At 70.2% G+C, this 15,544-nt stretch carries 12 protein-coding genes; 10 read left to right on the plus strand and 2 right to left on the minus strand.

Features of this window, described 5'->3' with window-relative positions:
- Positions 1-20: 20 nt before the first annotated feature.
- Entirely contained in the window at positions 21-1,208 is a 1,188-nt protein-coding gene (locus tag AC3EUV_RS01940) for a saccharopine dehydrogenase family protein (protein WP_432140593.1), read from the minus strand.
- 307 nt (positions 1,209-1,515) lie between these two features.
- Between AC3EUV_RS01940 and AC3EUV_RS01945 the strand changes: the two genes are divergently transcribed.
- The 6 genes from AC3EUV_RS01945 (at position 1,516) to AC3EUV_RS01970 (ending at position 9,894) form a co-directional block, all read left to right on the plus strand.
- Positions 1,516-2,928, plus strand: a complete 1,413-nt coding sequence (locus AC3EUV_RS01945; RefSeq protein WP_435602050.1) for a sialate:H+ symport family MFS transporter — start codon at positions 1,516-1,518, stop codon at positions 2,926-2,928.
- Positions 2,929-3,150: 222 nt separating this feature from the next.
- Positions 3,151-3,543 (plus strand): MmcQ/YjbR family DNA-binding protein, encoded by a 393-nt coding sequence (locus AC3EUV_RS01950; protein WP_435601970.1) that lies wholly within the window; start codon positions 3,151-3,153, stop codon positions 3,541-3,543.
- 178 nt (positions 3,544-3,721) lie between these two features.
- On the plus strand, positions 3,722-4,909 hold the full coding sequence (locus tag AC3EUV_RS01955; RefSeq protein ID WP_435601971.1) for a CaiB/BaiF CoA transferase family protein: 1,188 nt from the start codon (positions 3,722-3,724) through the stop codon (positions 4,907-4,909).
- A gap of 322 nt (positions 4,910-5,231) precedes the next feature.
- Positions 5,232-6,374 (plus strand): acyl-CoA dehydrogenase family protein, encoded by a 1,143-nt coding sequence (locus AC3EUV_RS01960; protein ID WP_432140730.1) that lies wholly within the window; start codon positions 5,232-5,234, stop codon positions 6,372-6,374.
- A gap of 66 nt (positions 6,375-6,440) precedes the next feature.
- Positions 6,441-7,655 (plus strand): acetyl-CoA C-acetyltransferase, encoded by a 1,215-nt coding sequence (locus tag AC3EUV_RS01965; RefSeq protein ID WP_435601972.1) that lies wholly within the window; start codon positions 6,441-6,443, stop codon positions 7,653-7,655.
- A 34-nt stretch (positions 7,656-7,689) separates the two neighbouring features.
- The gene (locus AC3EUV_RS01970) at positions 7,690-9,894 is read left to right on the plus strand and encodes a 3-hydroxyacyl-CoA dehydrogenase NAD-binding domain-containing protein (RefSeq protein WP_432140598.1); all 2,205 of its coding nucleotides are present in this window, start codon (positions 7,690-7,692) and stop codon (positions 9,892-9,894) included.
- Positions 9,895-9,928: 34 nt separating this feature from the next.
- Here AC3EUV_RS01970 and AC3EUV_RS01975 read toward each other — a convergent pair whose 3' ends face one another.
- A complete protein-coding gene (locus AC3EUV_RS01975; protein ID WP_432140599.1) occupies positions 9,929-10,687 on the minus strand; it encodes a MerR family transcriptional regulator in 759 nt (252 codons plus the stop codon).
- Positions 10,688-11,097: 410 nt separating this feature from the next.
- On the opposite strand from AC3EUV_RS01975, the gene AC3EUV_RS01980 reads away from it, so the two are divergent.
- The 4 genes from AC3EUV_RS01980 (at position 11,098) to AC3EUV_RS01995 (ending at position 15,517) form a co-directional block, all read left to right on the plus strand.
- Positions 11,098-12,558 (plus strand): amino acid permease, encoded by a 1,461-nt coding sequence (locus AC3EUV_RS01980; RefSeq protein ID WP_432140600.1) that lies wholly within the window; start codon positions 11,098-11,100, stop codon positions 12,556-12,558.
- 220 nt (positions 12,559-12,778) lie between these two features.
- Positions 12,779-13,639, plus strand: coding sequence for a CPBP family intramembrane glutamic endopeptidase (locus AC3EUV_RS01985; RefSeq protein ID WP_488187947.1), 861 nt, complete (start codon positions 12,779-12,781; stop codon positions 13,637-13,639).
- The gene (locus AC3EUV_RS01990; protein ID WP_432140602.1) at positions 13,629-14,903 is read left to right on the plus strand and encodes a sensor histidine kinase; all 1,275 of its coding nucleotides are present in this window, start codon (positions 13,629-13,631) and stop codon (positions 14,901-14,903) included. Before AC3EUV_RS01985 ends, AC3EUV_RS01990 begins: the two co-directional genes overlap by 11 nt.
- Positions 14,867-15,517, plus strand: coding sequence for a response regulator transcription factor (locus AC3EUV_RS01995; protein ID WP_432140603.1), 651 nt, complete (start codon positions 14,867-14,869; stop codon positions 15,515-15,517). Before AC3EUV_RS01990 ends, AC3EUV_RS01995 begins: the two co-directional genes overlap by 37 nt.
- Positions 15,518-15,544 lie beyond the last annotated feature (27 nt).

A 15,544-nucleotide genomic window follows, 5' to 3' on the forward strand; every position in this document is an offset into this window, starting at 1 on the left:
GGCCCGGGTTACGGCTCGGGTTACTCCTGGACGACGCCGAATGTGATGCCCGCTTCCTGGAGGCGTGCCGTCAAAGCGTCCCCCATGGCGACCGCCGTCGTCACTTGGCCCGCGGTTTCCGGCAGGTCGTCGAAGGCCAGGCTGAGCGCCGACTCGGCGAGCATCTTCGCCGTCTCCTCGTAGCCGGGGTCGCCGCCCGAGACCTCGGTGATCAGACGGGTGCGGCCGGCGGAGGCGACGAAGCGCACCTTGAACCAGCTGCGCGCCCGCCGCTCGGGGCTCGGGCCGTCACCCGGCTCCAGACGCCCCGACAGCCAGCGTCGGGCCGGCGGTACCTGAGCGAGCACGCCCAGTGCTCCCGCCCCCAAGACCCCGCCGACGGCGACCGGCAGCCGCCGCACCCCGGCGTAGTGGCGATAGCGGAAGTCCGGCCCGTAACGGTCCAGCGCGGCGGCCGAGCGGGCGACGATCTGCGGATCGAGGGTCGGCAGCGGCACACCCCAGGTGCGTGTTTCGCTGCTCCGTACAGGCGGGCCGAAGGGGGCGCGCACCGTACGGCCGGCCGGTCGTGCCTGGACCTGCTGGCGCTCGCGGGCGGCCCGCGCCATGGCGACCGGACGTGAGGCGGCGGTCAGCGCCGAGTTCAGCGTGCCGCCGGAGAACGCCCCGTTGGTCCGTACGAAGCCATCGATGCGTACGGGGACACCTTCGGGGAGGAGCCCCACGGTGTAGTGGACCCCCAGGTCGTACGGGACCGAGTCGAAACCGCTCGCGTGCACGAGGCGCGCACCGGACGCGCGGGCCGTCGCCTCGTGCCGCACGTACATCCGGTCGATGAACTCCGACTCACCGCACAGATCGACATAGTCGGTGCCCGCCGCGGCGCAGGCCGCCACCAGCGGCTCGCCATGGACCAGATACGGACCGACGGTCGTCACCAGCACCCGGGTGTCGGCGGCGAGGTCGCGCAGCGAGCCGGGATCGCTGCTGTCGGCGCGCAGCAGTGGCAGGTCGGCGCAGGCCGGGTCGGACTTCGCCAACCGGTCGCGCAGCTGCTCCAGTTTGGCGGTGCTGCGCCCGGCCAGTGCCCAGCGGCAGCCCTTGGGGACGTGGGCGGCCAGGTAGGCGGCAGTGAGGGCGCCGGTGAAACCGGTGGCGCCGTAGAGGACGAGGTCATAGGCCCGTCCGGAGGTGTCCTGCCGTGGCATCGCGCATCCTCTCGACCGCCCACCGGCCTTGGAGTCCGGACCCTGGCAGTCGGCGTCGCCCCGTCAAGTTCCGCTCCTGGCAGCCCTCTTGACCGCCCTGTGGGTGGTACGGAGTCTGGCATGACGCCTTGACAGGGTGCCGCGGCGGGGCCAGATTCACGGATGGCACCGATGACGTAGGACGTCCAATGTCCGGCTCGCACGACTGTCGGAGGGAGGCCCGGCTGCTGTGACAACGCTCCCCGCGAACACCCCTGACCGGGGGCGGCGATGGTGGCAGGAGGTCACCCCGCCCCAGTGGAAGGCGATGTTCGCCGCCTGGATCGGCTACCTCCTCGACGGTTTCGACTTCGTCCTGATCACGCTGGTGCTGACCGAAATCGCGGCGGACTTCCGGCTGAGCACCGCCACCGCCGCCTCGCTGATCTCCGGCGCCTTCATCACCCGATGGCTGGGAGGCGCCGTACTGGGTGCGATGGGCGACCGCTACGGCCGCAAGGCCGCCATGATCAGCAGCATCCTGCTCTACTCGCTCGGCACCTTCGCCTGCGGATTCGCCTGGGACTACACCAGCCTGTTCGTCGCCCGGCTGGTGATCGGCCTCGGTATGGCGGGGGAGTACAGCGCAAGCGTGACGTATGTACTGGAGAGCTGGCCCCTCCGATGGCGCAACCGGGCTTCCGGATTCCTGATCTCCGGATACGCGGGCGGTACGGTCCTCGCGGCCGAGCTCTACAAGTGGGTGGTGCCCCAATGGGGCTGGCGCTGGATGTTCTGGATCGGCGTGCTGCCCGTCCTGGTAGCGCTCTGGGTGCGCAGGGCGCTGCCGGAAGCCGGGGACTGGCAGGAGGAGATCGGCGCCGCCGCCACCCGTTCGGCAGCGGGGCGCCCGAACCCCTTCCGGCCGTTGTTCACGGGACGGCTCCGCTCCGGGGCCAACGCGGTCCTGGCGGTGGCCGCCTCGGTGGCGCTGTTCTGTGTCTTCACGCCCCTCGGCACGGGCCATGTCCCCTGGCTGTCCGCCACCGCGGCGCTGTGCCTGACCGCCTTCGCCGTCCAGCTCGGCGGCCGCCGCGGATGGCTGTTGTACGTGTCCCTGATGGCGACGGTGTTCTGCGCGTTCCTCTACAGCTGGCCGATCCAGGCCCTGCTGCCCACCTACCTCAAGACCGGCCTCGGATACTCCCCCGGGCAGGTCACCGACGTGATGTTCTACGCGGGCTTCGGCACCATGGCGGGCTGCTGGCTGGCGGGCTTCGTCGGCGACCGGCTCGGTACCCGGCGGGCCTACGCGTACACGCTGCTCGCCTCGCTCGTCTTCGTCTTCCCGGTCTTCGCGGTGCGGGACAGCCTGCCGGCGCTCGGCGTACTGGTCTTCGTGCTGCTCGCGCTCAGCCAGGGCATCTCCGGCATCCTGCCGAAGTACCTCGCCGGCCACTTCCCGACCGCCACCCGGGCCGCGTCCGTGGGCTTCGTTTACAACGTCGGGGCGCTGGGCGGGGCAGCGGCGCCCGTCCTCGGCGCCCATCTGGCCGAAGGCATGCCCCTGGGGCGGGCCCTCGCCGTGCTCACCTTCGGGCTGACGCTCGTCGTCATCCTTTTGGTGGGCGGCAATGTCCCCCAGCGACTGGGGCGGCTGGTGGACCGTCAGGCGCCCGACGATCATCTGGTGCCGGCGGCCGGGGGAGCGGGGGCCCCGGCGCAGCCGTCGGCGCGGTGACACGGCGTAACCCTCACGACGGTGGAAGCGGCAGCGAGTCGCCGCTCGCCAGAACCAGTTGCGCGCCGGACACGGCGTCAGATGCCCCTCGGCCAACCCGCCCTCCGGCGCTCCGCGGGCCGTTGTCAGTGGTCGCCGTTAGCGTGGAATGCGTGGGTCGGCCCGCGCGGGACGCGAGTGCGGCTCAGCGGCAGCGCAGGCGGTGCCGTGGGGGGAACGGACATGGAGGAGCGGATGGCGAAGGCGGTCGGGCCGGCGGCGGTGCGGGAGCGGGTGCGTGCGTTCGCGCTGGGGCTTCCCGGGGCGGTGGAGGAGTTTCCCTGGGGCGAGAGCGTCATCAAGGTCAACAAGAAGGTCTTTGTCTTCCTCGGCGTCGGCGACGGCAGCCATCCGCTCGGGGTCACGCTGAAACTCACGGACCCGGAGGCCCATGCCCATGCGCTGACCTCTCCCGGCGCCAAGCCCGCGGGCTACGGCCTGGGCAAGTCCGGATGGGTGCAGGTCCCCCTGGAGGAGCCGGATGCTCCGCCCGCCGAGCTGCTCTGCGACTGGGCGGAGGAGTCCTACCGCGTCATAGCCCCCAAGAAGCTCATCGCCGAGCTCGACGGGGTATAGCGGCGCAGCGGCGGCAGGCGCGCAACGGCCCGTGACGGCGATGGCGATGGAGCCTCGTCGGCGCGGGCCTTTTCCGTGGTCGCCACTTGGCAAGGGGGACTTGTGGAAAGTGGAACACGTTCTTAACATCACGAGTGTTACATCAGAAGTGTCACAGTGCGGAAAGGCATGGGGCGCGATGGCAGAGCCAGGCAACGGCCCACTGAGCGGGGTGCGGGTGGTCGAACTCGCGGGCATCGGTCCCGGCCCCTTCGCGGCGATGCTCCTGGCCGACCTCGGCGCCGATGTCGTCCGGGTGGACCGGCCCGGAGGCGCGGGCCTTGGCATCGATCCGGCCTACGACGTCACCAACCGCAACAAGCGCTCCGTATTGGTGGATCTGAAGAGCCCCGACGGTGTGGCGCAGGTGCTTGAGCTGGTCGAGCGCGCCGATGTGCTGGTGGAGGGGTACCGCCCCGGTGTGGCCGAGCGGCTGGGGGTGGGTCCCGAGGAGTGCCTCGCACGCAACCCCCGGCTGGTCTACGGGCGGATGACCGGCTGGGGGCAGCAGGGCCCGCTCGCCGACACCGCCGGACACGACATCGGCTATATCGCCATCACGGGCGCGCTCGGCATGATCGGCCCGCCCGACGGCCCGCCCGCCATCCCCGCCAACCTCCTCGGTGACTACGCCGGCGGCTCCCTCTACCTCGTCATCGGCGTCCTCGCCGCCCTCCAGCACGCCCGCGCCGACGGTGGAAAGGGCCAGGTCGTGGACGCCGCCATCGTCGACGGCACGGCACACCTGACGGCGATGATCCACGGCATGCTGGCGGCCGGCGGCTGGCAGGACCGGCGCGGCGCCAATCTGCTCGACGGCGGGACGCCGTTCTACGGGACCTACGAGACCGCCGACGGCGGCTATATGGCGGTCGGCGCGCTGGAGAAGCGGTTCTACGGCGAATTCATCCGCCTGCTGGGCCTCGGGGAGGAGGCACCCGGCCGCGACGACCTCGCCGCATGGGGCGAGCTGCGCAGCGCCATCGCCGCCCGCTTCAAGACCCGTACCCGCGAGGAGTGGACGGCCGTCTTCGAGGAGTCCGATGCCTGTGTCGCGCCTGTGCTGTCCCTGCGCGAGGCGCCGCGGCATCCGCATCTGGCCGCCCGCGGCACCTTCGTCGAGCACAGTGGGATGACCCAGCCCGCGCCCGCGCCGCGCTTCTCGCACACCCCCGGCGCGGTACGCAGACCACCCGCGCGGCCCGGCGCGGACACCGAAGAGATCGCCCGTGACTGGCAGGCCCCCGGCCTCCTCGCCCCGTCGCCGGCCGCCCCCGCCCCGTCCGCCGGCCCGAGCCGCACCGCCCAGAAGGACACCGCCGGCTGATGGCTCCCGCCCGCACGCTCCGGTACGCGGCCGGCCCGCGCCGGGTCGCCGACGAGGCCGCCGCCAGGGAAGCGGCCGGCCTCGATGCCGTGCGGGCCCGTAGCGATCGGCCGGGCCGCGTTCCGCGAGCGGAGCCCCGCGCGGCCGGGTGCGGGGTCGAGGGCGTGTACGGAGCAGAAGGTGCGTCCGCGACCGGACCAGGGATTTCCGGGCGGCGGGCGGGGCAAGGCTCCCTGCCCGTCCCGTGGGGCCGCAGCCCGCAGAGTTCACCGAGACCGCCAAGAACTGGCTCATGGGAGGGCCCGCAGAGATGACCGCGCAGATGAAGCGCCAGATCTTCACCGAGGACCACGAGGCCTTCCGCGAGATGGTGCGGACCTTCCTCGCCAAGGAAGTGACGCCCTATTACGAGCAGTGGGAGAAGGACGGCATCGTCAGCCGGGACGCCTGGCGGGCGGCCGGAAAACAGGGACTGCTGGGGCTGGCGGTACCGGAGGAGTACGGCGGGGGCGGGCAGCAGGACTTCCGTTACAGCGCGGTGCTGGCCGAGGAGTTCACCCGGGCCGGTGCCGCCGGGCTCGCCGTGGGGCTGCACAACGACATCATCGGCCCGTATCTGACGAGCCTCGGCACCGAGGAGCAGAAGCGCCGCTGGCTGCCCGGCTTCTGTAGCGGAGAGATCATCACCGCCATCGCCATGACCGAGCCCGGCGCGGGCTCCGACCTCCAGGGCATCCGCACCCATGCCGAGGACGCCGGCGACCACTGGATCCTCAACGGTTCCAAGACCTTCATCTCCAACGGCATCCTCGCCGACCTGGTCATCGTCGTGGCCAGGACGACGCCGGAGGGCGGGGCGCACGGTCTGAGCCTGCTGGTCGTCGAGCGCGGTACGGCGGGCTTCGAGCGGGGCCGCAACCTCGACAAGATCGGCCAGAAGTCCCAGGACACCGCCGAGCTGTTCTTCCACGACGTCCGCGTCCCCAAGGAGAATCTGCTCGGCGAGCTGAACGGCGCCTTCGTCCATCTCATGACCCACCTCGCCCAGGAGCGGATGGGCATCGCGGTCGCCGGTATCGCCGGTGCCGAACACCTGCTGGAGATCACCAGCCAGTACGTCAAGGAGCGCGAGGCGTTCGGACGGCCGCTGGCCAAGCTTCAGCACATCCGCTTCGAGATAGCCGAGATGGCCACCGAGTGCGCCGTCACCCGCGCCTTCCTCGACCGCTGTATCGCCGACCACTCCGCCGGCGCACTGGACGCGGTGCACGCCTCGATGGCCAAGTGGTGGGCCACCGAGCTGCACAAGCGGGTCGCCGACCGCTGTCTGCAACTCCACGGCGGCTACGGCTATATGGCGGAATACCGCGTGGCCAGGGCCTTTACCGATGGCCGTATCCAGACGATCTACGGAGGGACCACCGAGATCATGAAGGAGATCATCGGACGCTCCCTGCTCGACTGACCCCGGACCGCCCCCGGTCCTCACCCGCTGCTCCTGCCTCCACCCTCCTGCGAAAGGCTTGTTGACTTGAGTACCGAAGCGTACGTATACGACGCGATCCGCACCCCGCGCGGCCGCGGCAAGGCCAATGGCGCACTGCACGGCACCAAGCCGATCGACCTGGTCGTCGGCCTGATCCACGAGGTGCGCCGCCGATTCCCCGGCCTCGACCCGGCCGCCGTCGACGACATCGTGCTCGGCGTCGTCGGACCGGTCGGCGACCAGGGCTCCGACATCGCCCGGATCGCGGCGATCGCCGCCGGGCTGCCCGACACCGTCGCCGGCGTACAGGAGAACCGCTTCTGTGCCTCGGGCCTGGAGGCCGTCAACATGGCCGCCGCCAAGGTGCGTTCGGGCTGGGAGGACCTGGTCCTGGCGGGCGGCGTCGAATCCATGTCGCGGGTCCCGATGGCCTCGGACGGCGGCGCCTGGTTCGCCGACCCGATGACCAACTTCGACACCAATTTCGTCCCCCAGGGCATCGGCGCCGACCTGATCGCCACTCTTGAGGGCTACTCGCGGCGCGATGTCGACGAATTCGCCGCGCTCTCCCAGGAGCGCGCCGCCGAGGCATGGAAGGACGGCCGCTTCGACCGCTCCGTCGTGCCGGTCCGCGACCGCAACGGCCTCGTCGTCCTGGACCACGACGAGCACATGCGCCCCGGCACCACCGCCGACTCCCTGGCCGGCCTCAAGCCGTCCTTCGCCACCATCGGCGACGCGGGCGGCTTTGACGCGGTCGCCCTCCAGAAGTACCACTGGGTCGAGAAGATCGACCATGTCCACCACGCCGGTAACTCCTCCGGCATCGTGGACGGCGCGGCGCTCGTCGCCATCGGCTCCAAGGAGGTCGGTGAACGCTACGGGCTGACCCCGCGGGCCCGCATCATCTCCGCCGCGGTCTCCGGCTCCGAGCCCACGATCATGCTCACCGGCCCCGCGCCCGCCAGCCGTAAGGCCCTGGCCAAGGCCGGGCTGACCATCGACGACATCGACCTCGTCGAGATCAACGAAGCCTTCGCGGCCGTCGTACTGCGCTTCGTCAAGGACATGGGCCTGAGCCTGGACAAGGTCAATGTCAACGGCGGCGCCATCGCGCTGGGCCACCCCCTCGGCGCCACCGGCGCGATGATCCTCGGCACCCTGATCGACGAGCTGGAGCGGCAGGACAAGCGCTACGGCCTGGCCACCCTCTGCGTCGGCGGCGGTATGGGCATCGCCACCGTCATCGAGCGCCTCTGACCGCCCGTCCCATCCCCCTTACGGAGAAGCCACAGTGAGCGAGTCCCCTGCGTCGTCGACCATCCGCTGGGAGCAGGACGAGACCGGCATCGTCACCCTGGTCCTGGACGACCCCGACCAGTCCGCCAACACCATGAACAACGCCTTCAAGGCCTCCCTGACCGCGGTCGCCGACCGCCTGGAGGCCGAGAAGGACAGCGTCCGCGGCATCATCTTCACCTCCGCCAAGAAGACCTTCTTCGCCGGCGGCGACCTGCGTGACCTGATCGCCGTCACCCCCGAGAAGGCCGAGCAGGCCTTCGAGTCGGGCAACGGCATCAAGCGCGATCTGCGCCGTATCGAGACCCTCGGCAAGCCCGTCGTCGCTGCGATCAACGGCGCGGCGCTGGGCGGCGGTTACGAGATCGCGCTGGCCTGCCACCACCGCATCGCCCTCGACACCCCCGGCACCAAGATCGGCCTGCCCGAGGTCACCCTCGGCCTGCTGCCCGCTGCCGGCGGCGTCACCCGTACGGTCCGGCTGCTCGGTATCGCCGACGCGCTGCTGAAGGTGCTGCTTCAGGGCACCCAGTACAACGCCACCCGCGCCCAGGAGGCCGGGCTGATCCACGAGGTCGCGGCCACCCCCGAGGAGCTGCTGGCCAAGGCCCGTACCTTCATCGAGGAGCACCCCGAGTCCCAGCAGCCCTGGGACGTCAAGGGCTACCGCATCCCCGGCGGCACCCCGGCCCAGCCGAAGTTCGCGGCCAACCTTCCGGCGTTCCCCGCCAGCCTCAAGAAGCAGCTCAACGGCGCGCCCTACCCGGCCCCCCGCAACATCCTCGCCGCGGCCGTCGAGGGCTCCCAGGTCGACTTCGAGACCGCGCAGACCATCGAGGCGCGCTACTTCGTCGAGCTGGTGACCGGCCAGATCTCCAAGAACATGATCCAGGCGTTCTTCTTCGATCTCCAGGCCGTCAACTCCGGCGCCAACCGGCCCAAGGACATCGAGCCCCGCAAGGTCGAGAAGGTCGCGGTGCTCGGCGCCGGCATGATGGGCGCGGGCATCGCCTACTCCTGCGCCAGGGCCGGGATGCAGGTCGTCCTCAAGGACGTCTCCCTGGAGGCGGCGCAGAAGGGCAAGGCGTATGCGGAGGGGCTGCTCGCCAAGGCGCTCTCCCGGGGCCGTACGACCGAGGCGAAGCGCGACGAGCTGCTGGCCCGTATCACGCCCACCGCCGAGCCGGCCGACCTGGCGGGCTGCGACGCCGTCATCGAGGCGGTCTTCGAGGACGTGGGTCTCAAGCACAAGGTCTTCAAGGAGATCCAGCACATCGTCGCGCCCGACGCGCTGCTGTGCTCCAACACCTCCACGCTGCCGATCACGCTGCTGTCCGAGGGCGTCGAGCGCGACCAGGACTTCATCGGGCTGCACTTCTTCTCGCCGGTCGACAAGATGCCGCTGGTGGAGATCATCAAGGGCGAGCGGACCGGCGACGAGGCGCTGGCCCGCGCCTTCGACCTGGTCCGCCAGATCAAGAAGACCCCGATCGTCGTCAATGACTCGCGCGGCTTCTTCACCTCCCGCGTCATCGGCCACTTCATCAACGAAGGCGTGGCGATGATCGGCGAGGGCCTCGACCCGGTCTCCGTCGAGCAGGCCGCCGCCCAGGCCGGCTACCCGGCCAAGGTGCTGTCCCTGATGGACGAGCTGACCCTCACTCTGCCGCGCAAGATCCGCGAGGAGACCAAGCGGGCGGTTGTGGAGTCCGGCGGCAGCTGGCAGCCGCACCCGGCCGACGCGGTGATCGACCGGATGGTCGACGAGTTCGGCCGGCCCGGCCGCAGTGGTGGCGGGGGCTTCTACGAGTACGGCGAGGACGGCAAGCGCACCGGTCTGTGGCCGGGACTGCGCGAGCACTTCACCAAGAAGGACGCCACCGTTCCGTTCCTCGACATGCAGGAGCGGATGCTCTTCTCCGAGGCACTGGACACCGTCCGCTGCTTCGAGGAGGGCGTGCTCACCTCCGTCGCGGACGCCAACATCGGCTCTATCCTCGGCATCGGCTTCCCGGGCTGGACCGGCGGCGTGATCCAGTACATCAACGGCTACCAGGGCGGCCCGGGGCGGGAGGAGCTCGTCGGTCTGCCCGGCTTCGTGACCCGCGCCCGTGAGCTTCAGGAAGCCTATGGAGACCGGTTCGCGCCGTCCGCGCTGCTGGTGGAGAAGGCCGAGAAGGGCGAGAAGTTCAGCGACTGACCGGTCAGGGGGCGGGCCCCGGTGGCCCGTCCCCTCACCCCTCGGAGGTGTGGTCCCCCTGGCCCCGTTCACCCTCCCTACCGAATGACTCCCGCAGTTCCTGCTTCATCGACCGCTGGAACGCGGTCACCAGTGCCTGCACCACCATCGGCTGCATATGGGCCGAGAGCGACTTCATCCGCGCCATCTCGTCCTCGTCCGGTCCGCCGCCCCGGTTCGGCTCCCACACCTCGTCCTTGAAGAGCCGGCTGAGCTCCCGGGCCGCCGAGCGGGTGTGCTCGATGACCACGCTGCGCGCCGTGAGGATGGTCTCCAGGGAGATCGGGACATCCAGCAGCCGGGTGCCCAGGTGCAGCAGCCCCGGGTCGACGCGGAAGACCCGGGGATCTTCGGTCCGTACGAGCACACTCATGGCCGCCAGCCGGTCCAGATCCTCCTCGGTCAGCGCCCGGCCGACCCGCCGCTCCAACTGCTCCCGGGTGGCGTCCTCGGCCTTGTCCGGAATCCAACTCGCCACCAGCGCCCGGTGGATGGCCAGATCCTGGGCGCTCAGATCGGGCGGCAGCTGCTCCAGATAGCGTTCGATCGCGGACAGCGTCAGGCCCTGGTGCTGGAGCTCCTCGATGAGGGCGAGCCGCGAGAGATGGTCCGGACCGTAGCGGCCGACCCGGCGGGGGCCGATCTCCGGCGGGGGCAGCAGGCCGCGCGTGCTGTAGAAGCGGATCGTACGGACCGTGACGCCGGCGCGGGCGGCCAGTTCGTCGACCGTCAGGTCGGTGGCGGGCTCCATCATGTTCAACAGTATTGCTGTCTCACCACTCTTGTGAAACCTTCCGCGCGGACCGGGCCGTACCCGGCCGGAGCGGACCGGTACGGCGGGCAGCCAGCGGACGGGCCGAGGCGGAGTGAGTTGTCACGAAGGCAAAATGCACGTCTCAAGCGATCCGAACAGGTCAAGAAATCCTCCTTTCCGGACGGGGAGCGGAGTCCGGAATCGGGTGAACTGACGCCCCTCTGGAAATTGATGCGCCGGGAAATTCACTTCAAATATGGACAAATCTTACATGGCCTATACACGCTGTGATCTTGCCCACAGACGGAAAAGGGCTCTTCAGGGAAGGTGTGCCGTCGGCCGTCCACGCGATCTGCGGGACTTCTAGGCCAATGGCTTCAGCGCCTGCCCGAAAGTGAGATACACCAGCAGTGAGCACAGAAACCGTCACCGAGACAGCCCACAGGTCACCTGACGGGGGGAGCGGCGCGCAGCAGGATGCGGGCGACGCGGGCTATAGCAAGGGCCTCAAGGGCCGGCATGTCAACATGATCGCCATCGGTGGGGCGATCGGTACCGGCCTTTTTCTGGGCGCCGGTGGTCGACTGCACTCCGCCGGCCCGGCGCTGGCCATCGCCTACGCGGTCTGCGGCCTCTTCGCCTTCTTCGTCGTCCGGGCCCTTGGCGAGCTGGTGCTGCACCGCCCGTCGTCCGGTTCCTTCGTCTCGTACGCCCGTGAGTTCCTCGGGGAGAAGGGCGCCTACGTCGCCGGCTGGATGTACGTCGTCAACTGGTCGACGACCGGTATCGCCGACATCACCGCGATCGCGCTCTATACCCACTACTGGAGCCTGTTCACCGACATCCCGCAGTGGGTCATGGCGCTCATCGCGCTGGCGGTCGTGCTGACCGTGAACCTGATCTCGGTGAAGATCTTCGGTGAGCTGGAGTTCTGGTTCGCGATCATCAAGGTCGCGGCGCTGGTCGTCTTCATGTTCATCGGCATCTTCCTGCTGGCCACCCAGCACCCGGTCGGCGGCCACACACCAGGGCTGGACCTGCTCACCGACCACGGCGGGCTCTTCCCGACCGGTCTGCTGCCCGTGGTGATCGTGCTCCAGGGCGTGGTCTTCGCCTACTCCGCCGTCGAGCTCGTCGGTGTGACCGCCGGTGAGACCGACCAGCCGGAGAAGGTCGTGCCGAAGGCCGTCAACTCCATCATGTGGCGAGTGGGCGTCTTCTACGTCGGCTCGGTGATCCTGCTCGCGATGCTGCTGCCGTGGAACAAGTACGTCGGCGGCGAGAGCCCCTTCGTGACGGTGCTGTCCAACGTCGGTGTGCCGGCGGCGGGCGATGTGATGAACCTCGTGGTGCTGACCGCGGCGATGTCCAGCCTGAACTCCGGGCTCTACTCGACCGGCCGCATCCTGCGCTCCATGTCGATGGCGGGCTCGGCGCCCAAGTTCGCCGGCCTGATGAACCGCAACCAGGTGCCGTACGGCGGCATCATGCTCACCTCCTCGGTGTGTGTGCTGGGTGTCGGCCTCAACTACGTCATGCCGGGCGAGGCGTTCGAGATCGTGCTGAACATCGCGGCGCTGGGCATCATCAGCACCTGGTGCACGATCATGATCTGCCACATGGTGTTCGTGCGCCGGTCGAAGGAGGGCCTGGTCGAGCGGCCGCGCTTCCGGCTCCCCGGCACGCCGGTCACCGACATCGCCACCATCGCCTTCCTGCTCGGCGTCATCGTCCTGATGTGGTTCGACGACGGTGTCGGCCGGCAGACCGTGATGCTGATCCCGGTCCTCGCCATCGCGCTGGTCGGCGGCTGGTTCGCGGTACGCGGCCGGGTCAGCCGGATCGCCGCGGAGCGCGAGCTGTCGAAGTAGTCACGCACCAGCGGACGCCTGCGTCATCAAGGGCGGTCGCGGAGGCCGGAAGGCTTCCGCGACCGCCCTTTCGCCTTGGCGCTTCCGGCGCTCAGCCGCTGGTCAGTGGATGGTGAGCGGATGGCCACCGCCGAAACAGGCCAGGGGTGTATCTGGGTACACCCCCGCCCGGCATCCAGACGCAATGGCGGCGGGCCCGTTGGACGGCATCGTCATTGGCATGCAAAGCACAGATGCCATGCCAAGCGAAGATGCCATGCACAGCACAGATGCCATGCCGAGCAGACCTGTCGATATCAGGGCGATGGTCTTGTTCCTCGCCATTGCGTTTCTGGCGGCCGGGGCGCTGGGTGCGCTTCAGCCCGTGACCGGGATACCCGGTGAGGTCCTTCAGCTGACGCAGTTCGGGCCCGCGCTCGGGGTGGGGCTTGTGGCGGTGCTGTGGCCGGGGCGGGTGCGGGAGGTGCTCGCCGGATCCGGGCCGGGTCGCGGCGGTCAGGGGGTGCTGCTGCTCGTCACGGCGCCGCTGATCATCGCGCTGAGTGCCGGTGCCTACGCGGCGCTCGGCGGGGATGCGCGCTTCACGCGGCCGGGTGCACCGTTCCTGTTGATCGCCGTGGCGCAGCTGATCGGCGCATGCGGCGAGGAGATCGGATGGCGCTGCTTTCTCCAGCCGCTGCTGCGCACCCGCTGCGGCCCGCTTGCGGCATCGGTCGCGGTGGGTGTGGCGTGGGGCGGCTGGCATGTTCAGGTTTTCGCTCAACACCCCCTGTACGCAGGGGCGTTCATGCTGGCGGCGGTGTCCATGTCGGTCGTGATGGGGTGGGCCCTTGAAGGGGTGCGGGCCGCCAGACTGCCGCTCGCGGCGGGCTTTCACGCACTGATCAACCTCGGCATGCTGCTGCTCATGGACGAGGAGTCCGGCGCGGTGCTCCCCATGGTGTTGTTCGGCGCCTCGTGCCTGGCGGCGGCCGGACTGTGGACGTGGACGTGGGCGCGGCCGCGGAGGAGCGTGGGCAGGCCGCGGACGGCCGGGCCGGCACCGGCTAGGATCCCTCCGATCATGGACGATGTTCGATAAGCCACGTGCGGTCGCCTCCCGCGCCGGTGTCGCCCTCGGCCGGTGCCAGCTGGCGAGCCTGCATGCCCTGGCGGCGTCGGCGGTGGGCTCGCTGGTGGTCCTCGCCCTGCTGCTGGTGCCGGTGGGCGTGGGCTTCTTGCTGCTGCCGCCCGCCGCGCGGACCCTGCGCGTACTGTCCGATCGTTCCCGGGCACGCGCCGACCGGTGGACGGGCGTCCATATCGGTCCACCGGAACCGCTGCCCATGGACCGTGCCCGCAACGCCCGCAAGAGGTCGGGCGCGATCATCGCCGACGAGGGGTTCTGGCGCGACCTGGTGTGGGCCTGGCTGGAGCCGGTGTCCGGCGGGCTCCTCGTCGCCGTTCCCCTCGCCCTGGTCGAGTACGGGGCGTTCGGCGCGCTGGTGCAGCCGTTCATCTGGCGGCTCATCGACGACGGCAACTGGTACGCGTTCGTGCCCGTGCACAGCACCGCAACCATGTGTGCCGCGCTGGTGCTGGGCCTGGTCTTCCTGGCCGTGGGACTGCTGGTCGCGCCCGCCACGCTCCGGCTGCACACCCGGGTGAGCCGGCCGCTGCTCTCCGCGCCGCGCCGCGTCCAGCTCGCCCGGCGGGTCGAGCGGCTCACCGACACCCGTAGCCGGGCCCTGGACGCGCAGGCCGCCGAACTACGGCGCATAGAACGGGACTTGCACGACGGAGCGCAGGCCCGGCTGGTCGCCCTGGGCATGACGCTGGACCGCGCCACCCGGCTGCTGGAGACGGACCCGGCGGCGGCGCGCGAGCTCCTGCTGGACGTCCGTCGCACGTCCGAGGGGGCCTTGCAGGACCTGCGCGACCTGGTGCACGGCATCCACCCGCCGGTCCTGGCCGACCGGGGCCTGGGCGACGCCGTCCGGTCGCTGGCGCTCGACAGCTTCCTCGATGTCCATGTCGAGACCCGGCTGTCGGACCGGCTCCCGGCGCCGGTCGAGTCCGCCGCCTACTTCGCGGTGAGCGAGGCGCTGGCGAACGCGGCGAAGCACTCCGGGGCCCGCACGGTCGGCATCGCCCTGACCTACGGGAACGGCCTGCTGCGCGCCACCGTCACCGACGACGGTCACGGCGGCGCCGACCCCGCACGGGGCACCGGCCTGGCCGGCGTGCGACAGCGATTGGATACCTTCGATGGCACCCTCGACCTGCACAGTCCGCAGGGCGGGCCGACCACCGTGACGATGGAGATTCCATGCGCGTTGTCCTCGCCGAAGACCTCTTCCTCCTGAGGGACGGGCTGATACGCACCCTCCAGGAACACGGCTGCGAGGTCGTCGCGGTGGACAACGGCCCGTCTCTGCTGCGCGCGCTGCTCGACGACGGGGACGCGGCACCGGATGTCGCCGTGGTCGATGTGCGGCTGCCGCCGACCTTCACCGACGAGGGCCTTCAGGCCGCACTCGAAGCCCGTCGTCGGCGGCCCGGACTGCCCGTCCTCATCCTCTCCCAGTACGTCGAGCAACTGTACGCGAACGAGCTGCTGGCCGGGGGCGAGGGAGCCGTCGGATATCTGCTCAAGGACCGGGTGACCCACACCGGGCAGTTCATCGACGCGGTCCGCCGCGTGGCTGCCGGCGGCACCGTGATGGACCCTCAGGTCATCTCCAGACTGCTGCTGCGCAGCGACGCCCGCGGCACGATCGGCGGCCTGACGCAGCGAGAACGGGACGTCCTGGAGCTGATGGCCGAGGGCAGGTCCAACGCCGCCATCGCCGCCGGCCTGCACATCAGCGAGAGCGCTGTCGCCAAGCACACCGCGAGCATCTTCACCAAGCTCCGGATCAGCCCGTCGGCGGACGACAACCGCAGGGTGCTGGCCGTCCTGGCCTATCTCAAGCGCTGACCCGCACGCATCGGCGCGGAGCCTGGC

This window comes from Streptomyces sp. bgisy130 (assembly GCF_057708345.1).